6 protein-coding genes are annotated in these 6,497 nt (G+C 55.1%); 5 read left to right on the top strand and 1 reads right to left on the bottom strand.

Going from position 1 to position 6,497, the window contains the following annotated elements:
• The 5 genes from K5905_RS24505 to K5905_RS24485 all read left to right on the top strand — a co-directional run.
• Positions 1-286: hypothetical protein (locus K5905_RS24505; RefSeq protein WP_297588935.1), on the top strand; the 286-nt coding region annotated here is incomplete at its 5' end.
• A gap of 657 nt (positions 287-943) precedes the next feature.
• Positions 944-1,345 (top strand): transposase, encoded by a 402-nt coding sequence (locus tag K5905_RS24500; protein ID WP_297588932.1) that lies wholly within the window; start codon positions 944-946, stop codon positions 1,343-1,345.
• Complete coding sequence (gene tnpB, locus K5905_RS24495) at positions 1,342-1,689, top strand: IS66 family insertion sequence element accessory protein TnpB (RefSeq protein ID WP_297588929.1); 348 nt, start codon at positions 1,342-1,344, stop codon at positions 1,687-1,689. Before K5905_RS24500 ends, tnpB begins: the two co-directional genes overlap by 4 nt.
• Positions 1,690-1,751: 62 nt before the next feature.
• Positions 1,752-3,308: an IS66 family transposase gene (locus tag K5905_RS24490; RefSeq protein WP_297588928.1), complete on the top strand. Its 1,557-nt coding sequence runs from the start codon at positions 1,752-1,754 to the stop codon at positions 3,306-3,308.
• Entirely contained in the window at positions 3,305-3,883 is a 579-nt protein-coding gene (locus K5905_RS24485) for a plasmid pRiA4b ORF-3 family protein (RefSeq protein ID WP_297588926.1), read from the top strand. Before K5905_RS24490 ends, K5905_RS24485 begins: the two co-directional genes overlap by 4 nt.
• Before the next feature lie 23 nt (positions 3,884-3,906).
• Here the strand turns inward: K5905_RS24485 and K5905_RS24480 are convergent.
• Positions 3,907-6,497 (bottom strand): hypothetical protein (locus tag K5905_RS24480; RefSeq protein WP_297588924.1); only part of this gene is annotated, 2,591 nt, incomplete at its 5' end.

The following is a 6,497-nucleotide window of genomic DNA, read 5'->3' as shown; positions in this document are numbered from 1 at the left end:
TAAGAACATTCTCACGACATCCGAAGATGGAACTGCAAGCGTTTGGGATGTTTCCACCGGAGAGATAATCCGAGACTTTTATCGCGATGGAGCCTGGGCTGTGAATGGAGCGCTATCAAACGATGGAAGTGCGGTGGCAATAAAATGGGACGACGGTCAAGTTACAAATTATCCACTACTATCGTTGAAAGAATTGATTGATACTTCCAAACAACGCGCAAAACAGACATTACTCCTAACCGACAAAGAGAAATGTGAGTATCTCATTTCCTCTGAGAATTGCTAAATTGATCCGTTTTACCTTGATATGAAATCCACAGGCTTGCTTTTAACTTGGGAAGGCTAGATGCTTGGATATCGCTTTAAACAAGGTCCTTCGCTGCATTGTATCTGTCTATATTAGCTTCCGCTCAATCGTCCTCCGCGCAGTAAACATCGATGTCGGCACCCCTTTCTTTAAGGCTTGTTTTTGAAACGACCATAGACGACTGGAGCGATCTTTTAGCTCAGTTAAGGTACAAGCGTCATCAATGTGCGTTTCGAGTGGAATAGACCTTAGAGGTTCGTACCGCCGAGTGAAGCAAGCCTTCGTGTCAGCACATCTCAACCGGCTAACCTGATCGCGACTAGCGCCTGTTTCGGCGTTGGTTACGGCCGCTCATTCTACATTGACACATTTGGTACTTTGAGACCGTACTCGTTGTGCATTGCGCTGCGAACACCCCTTAAGTGAGTTGTCGAATTCGTTCAATGAATGCGGGGAACGCAATTCGGACATGAACGAATTCGACCAGCATATCCAGTGTTAGTGTTCCCCCCACTCAACCAATTCTTGCAAGGCGGGCTTGCCGTAAGCGTCCGGTGAGACTCCCTTTTCGATTTTGCGTGTTTGGTTGAAGTTACGGAATTAGATACGTCATTAATTCCGTAACGCAGGTGATCGATGGGGCGAGTTGAGATTTTGACGGGCCGGGAACGGCGACGTTTTTGGTCGGATGATCAGAAGCTTGCCATTCTTGAAGAGGTTGCAACCAGCGGCCTGACGGTTACGGACGTAGCGCGGCGACATGATGTTCTTCCGCAACAGATTTACGCCTGGCGCCGCAAGTTCTCGCAGCAGCCGGAGAACGAGAGCCGTTTCCTGCCGGTGACGTTGGTGGCAAGTGACATTGAGACTTCTTGTCAGGCGACAGTGGAAGAGGCCGTCCAGAAAACGGTCCTGAAGAAGGCTGCGCGAACCGGTCGGATAGAGATCCGCTGCAAGGGCGGCCGTGTGCTGAAGGTGGATGCCGGATTGGACCCATTGATACTGCAAGGACTGATCCGCTCGGTGGAAGAGGCATGATCGCGCCCGGATCGAACGTGCGGGTGTATCTGGCCTGTGGGGTGACGGACATGCGCAAGGGGATTTCTGGTCTCTCGGCCCTGGTGCAGGAGGTTCTGCGTCAGAAGCCAGCGTCTGGCGCGGTGTTTGCCTTCCGGGGGCGGCGCGGCGACCGGGTCAAACTGCTTTATTGGGATGGGCAAGGTTTTTGTCTTTATTACAAGGTTCTGGAGCGTGGCCGCTTTCCCTGGCCGTCGGTTGCCGATGGCACTGCACGGCTGACGGCGGCGCAACTGGCGATGTTATGGGAAGGCATTGATTGGCGACGTCCGGCCTGGACAGCCCCGCCGATGCGGGCCGGATAAAACCTGCTTTTCCATGAGGATAAGGTTGGCTGAACTCAAGCAAATCAGCTATGAATTTGGCCATGAATTCCGCTGTTACCAGCCTTCCCGACGACATTGATGCCTTGCGCGCGCTATGTGCCCGGCAGGCTGAGGAATTGGCCAGACAGAGCGGGCAACTTCAAGCGCGCGACAGTCTGATCGAGAAGTTGAAGGAGCAACTGGCAGCCTTGAAGCGGGCGCGCTTTGGCAAGTCATCGGAGAAGATCGAGCGCAGTATCGCGCAACTGGAGCTGGCGCTGGAAGAGATGGAGGCGGCAGAAGCGGAAACGGCTCCCGTGCTCTCACCCGCGCGCACCGAACCGAAAACCAAGCCGTCGCGCCAACCGATGCCCGATCATCTGCCGCGTCATGAAATCATCCATGATCTGGGTGCGTACGCCTGCGCCTGCTGCGGTGGGCGGGATTTTTTGAAGAACGGTGCAACCGAAACGGAAGTGCTGGATTACATCCCCGCGTCTTTCCGGGTTGTGCGCCATGTCCAGCCGCGCTTTGTGTGCAAGGGTTGCGACAACGAGATCACCGCGTCCATGCCGTCGTTACCGATCGAACGTGGCAAGCCCGGTCCGGGCCTGGTTGCACATGTGCTGACGGCCAAATATTGCGATCACTTGCCGCTCTATCGCCAGTCTGAGATTTACGCCCGCGAAGGCGTTGAGTTGGCCCGCTCGACGATGGCCGATTGGGTCGGCAAGGCGAGCGTATTGATGGCACCGTTGATCGAAACCCTGCGCGATCATGTCTTTGCCGGTGATCGTTTGCACGGGGACGATACACCAGTTCCAGTGCTGGCACCCGGTAAGGGCAAGACGAAGACCGGCAGATTGTGGACCTATGTCCGTGATGGGCGGCCCTTTGGATCCGAAACGCCGCCGGCAGTCTGTTACTTCTACAGTCCGGACCGCAAGGGCGAACATCCTCAAGGCCATTTGAAGGACTTCCGTGGCGTTCTTCATGCCGACGGTTATGCCGGATTCAAGGAGCTCTATGAGGCGAAGCCGCCGAAGGTTCTGGAATCAGCATGCATGGCGCATGTCCGGCGCAAGTTCTTCGATCTGACGGGGAACAGTCCGGCACCGGTCGCCGAGGAAGCCCTGCAACGGATCGGGGCTTTGTACGATATCGAAAAGGTCATCCGGGGATCACCACCTGATGAGCGGCTGAAACTCCGTCAGACCAAGAGCAAACCGATGTTCGAGGCTCTACAGAAATGGCTGAAGACGCGCCTTGCCGAAGTGTCCGGGAAGTCCGGTACAGCGGAGGCAATCCGCTATGCCCTGAACCGCTGGCAGGCCCTCGGGCGGTTCCTTGAGGACGGCACCATCGAGATCGACAACAATGCGGCTGAGCGTTCCATCCGCCCGATTGCGCTTGGGCGCAAAAACTGGCTGTTTGCCGGATCGGACAAGGGCGGGGACCGGGCCGCCGGCATCCTGTCGCTGATCGAGACCGCCAAGCTCAACGGCCTCGATCCGGAAGCCTATCTGCGCGATGTGCTGACCCGCATCGCCGATCATCCGGTCAACCGGATCGATGAGCTTCTGCCGTGGACCTTCGCTGCCAAAGGAAACCTGAATTGACTGCTCCCGATGCCGCCCGTCTGCGGATTACATTGCTAGACCTTGAACCTGCGCCCTGGCGCGAAGTGGACGTGCCACTTTCCATGACGTTCAAGGGTTTGCACGACGCCATCCAGGCGGCCTTCCTGTGGTTCGACTGCCATCTTTGGGAGTTCGACGTCGATGGTCGGCGCTATGGTCTACCGCATGACGACGACTTCGGCTTCGAAAAGGTCTACAACGCCAACGCAACACGTCTGACCAAACTGCGCGACAGCGGTATCACCGAGTTCCTCTACACTTACGACATGGGTGACAATTGGGAACACCACGTCGAGGTAATTGAACTGTTCGAGATGCCAGCAGGCGCCCGGTTGCCTGTCTTCATCGACGGAAAATGGCGCACACCTCCGGAGGATGTAGGCGGCGCTCCCGGCTTCGAAATGTTCCTGGACGCCATGGCTGATCCGGCACACGACGAACACGAAAATCTCTTGGAATGGTACGGAAAGCCATTCGACCAACACGATATCGAACAGGACATCGTCAAAATCCAAATGAGCCGTCTTGCAAATATGAGAAGGCCCAAAAAATAGGACCAATGCCTCTCACCGGACGCTTACGGCTTGCCTTGAGTTTGCAGGACAGATCGCACTCCGGGTAGCGTTCCACCTGGAACCTGGCGAATAGCTGCACGTGCCCCACCCTTGGAGAGATCCCCTTTCGCCGCTTCCGTGGCGATTTGAACGATGTCCTCGATCATGCCGATCGATGGACCACCTGCGGCACCCCAAAGGCCTCGACTGGAATACCTCGAGACATCAGCGCCGCGGTCTTCATCACCCGCAATGGCCTGTGCCGCCGACTTAACACCAAATGGCATACCAATCTTCTCAAGGGTGTTGGAAACATCCATCAATACCGTTGCAATACCCGTTCTGTCGAAACCATCCGCGATCCAAAGGCCGGGGTTATTTGTCAGCCGGTCAGCGGCGTCCCAGTCTCCCTTTTCGACGTATTTCAGGTATGAAACCATCATACCGAGTGCGGTTCCAAACAACATGAACTCTGCGAGATGCTTTGGGTTCCCTTGCAACCTGGAAAGCAAAATGCGTTGGTGCGCAGCTAAGCCAAAGCTTTTGAATTGCATCGCAAGCTTGCCCGCATTTGAACGTGCCCAGAGCGGTTTGTCCGCAATCCCAGGTGTAACAACTCCACCGTCCGCTTCTTTGCTCAGAGCCGCGCCTATGACGCGTCGAGCCTCTGTGTCATCCCACGCCCTAAGATTGAGCCCCCAGATACCATTTTCGTACACCCCAAATTTGCTAAGCTGATCCGCGATGCGCGTTGCGATACCCTCGTCGATATAAAGCTTTCCAAGGTATCCTCGCTCGTGGTTAGTGAGTTTGTCGAATGACGCTTGTCGCCCGACAACTCCCAACTTGCTTTGCAATTCAGTCAGACTTCCAATTGTCAGGCGCGCTATTTTGTTCCCCGCCTGCAGCGTAACTATGGTCTTCATCGTGTCGTTCCACCGATCGAGGAACGTTGCCCGTGAAAATAGTGACGTTGCCCGCTGCATCATGCGTTCAGCGATATTGCCAGCGGCGTATGGATCGTGAAGCTCTGCCAACTCCGCCAACCGTGTCTGCAAAACCGTTTCGGTAATAATGCCCCATTCACGGGCGTCTCGTTTCGCAATCTTCGCAGCTTTGGTGCTGGAAATCAGACCAGTCAAGCCATCATCCATGAAGGATCTAAGTCCTTGCCTGGTCATGACGTTGGCAATGTCCGGGAGACTGGAAAACGTTACACCGCCGAGCAATCGGACGTAGTTCCAAGCGAGTGCCAGGCGCGTCATTGCTGACCATGCTGATTGCTCCTCCCCTGCCCGATATGTGCCTCTGAGCATGTCGCGAAAGTCCTTGATTTTCGCAATGTCAGCCTTTTCGCGGTTGTTCAGCTTATCAAGCTTTTTCGGGTCCTTTTCCTTTACCCTGAGTTCGCGGTAGTCCGCCTGGATTTCCTCGATTTGGTCTTTCAGGTCGGCCCGACCGAAACTGCGTGTTAGCTCAACTTCAGAACCCATCTGACGCACATATTTGCGGGCGATCAGCTCCATATTGTCTTCAAGGAAGTCCTCAACCATTGCATCTGGAATGTTGAGTGTCCGGCCCTTCAACGGTCCTTGGGTCGCAGGCACGAGCCAGTCAGGCAATTCGTCCACGTCTTTGCCGGTGATGCGATTGAAGACACCGCCAACGATACCCTCAACATAGTCGTCAAGATCATCGGCCCCGAGGAATTCAGGTGTGGGCTTCTTGTCAGTCGACAACATCGCTCGATCGACTTCCGCCCTGATATGCCGCTTCAGAATTTCCCGAAAACGCCCCTCACCGGCCAGAACTTTTTGGCGATTATAGATCCGATACAGGTATGAAGGCGCCGTAGAAACTTGAACACCATCCGGAAGGAGGCGAACGTTTACCGCCTCATCTTTCAGCGGGTCTGCGACATCGTTGCGCCAGGACTTCGCGACAGCTTCAACAAATTCGTTGCCGCTTGCATCCCGATCACCGCGGCGAGTTGCATAGGCAACGGCTCTATCAAAGTCTTCTATGTTTTTGACTTGGCCAGCTTTCTTTGCCTTTGCGTAGTTCTCTCGCCTTTTGACTATGAACGTTGCAAGGTTCCCTTGATAGCGCTTCATGGCCGTTTCTGCAGCAGGCCCTAACGTCTTACCTTCCATTTCCCCAGCAGTCGCAACATGGTTTTCTGCGAGCTTCAGGAACGTTGCACGTGCTTTCATGGACGGTGAAGTCAGGAGCTGCAAACCAGGGTTCAGCTTCACAGCAGCTGTTGCGTTGGCGATCGCCTTAGCTGCTCTTGGCCCGCCAACCTGCAAGTCATCAAGATCAATCTCATCAACCGCCGATGCACCAGCGCTTCTGAGCCTTTGAATAATCTCCTGGCTGACTTCAGATGGGTGCGGAGTAGTGTCTGCCAGATCCTCTTCAAGCGCCCGGCTGAACTTGGTCCAATCACTTCGGCTGAAGAGTTGCGCACCGCCAGCCCCTAACATGGCTCCCAGGACAACAGACCCGCCAATTACATAGGCGCTTTCACCCGCGTCACGAGTTTGCTGAGTTGCGTGCAAAGCACCTTCCTGCACAGCGGCGCCAGCACCAGAAGCCAAACCGACAGAGAGAC

The organism is Roseibium sp., assembly GCF_025698965.1.
Classification (GTDB): Bacteria; Pseudomonadota; Alphaproteobacteria; order Rhizobiales; family Stappiaceae; genus Roseibium.
This window is presented reverse-complemented; position numbering and strand designations above follow the sequence as displayed.

What these genes read in the sequence shown, in the direction of transcription:
- K5905_RS24500 (WP_297588932.1), top strand. Translation starts at nt 944, where the DNA reads ATGGGGCGAGTTGAGATTTTGACGGGCCGGGAACGGCGACGTTTTTGG.
- tnpB (WP_297588929.1), top strand. Translation starts at nt 1,342, where the DNA reads ATGATCGCGCCCGGATCGAACGTGCGGGTGTATCTGGCCTGTGGGGTG.
- K5905_RS24490 (WP_297588928.1), top strand. Translation starts at nt 1,752, where the DNA reads ATGAATTCCGCTGTTACCAGCCTTCCCGACGACATTGATGCCTTGCGC.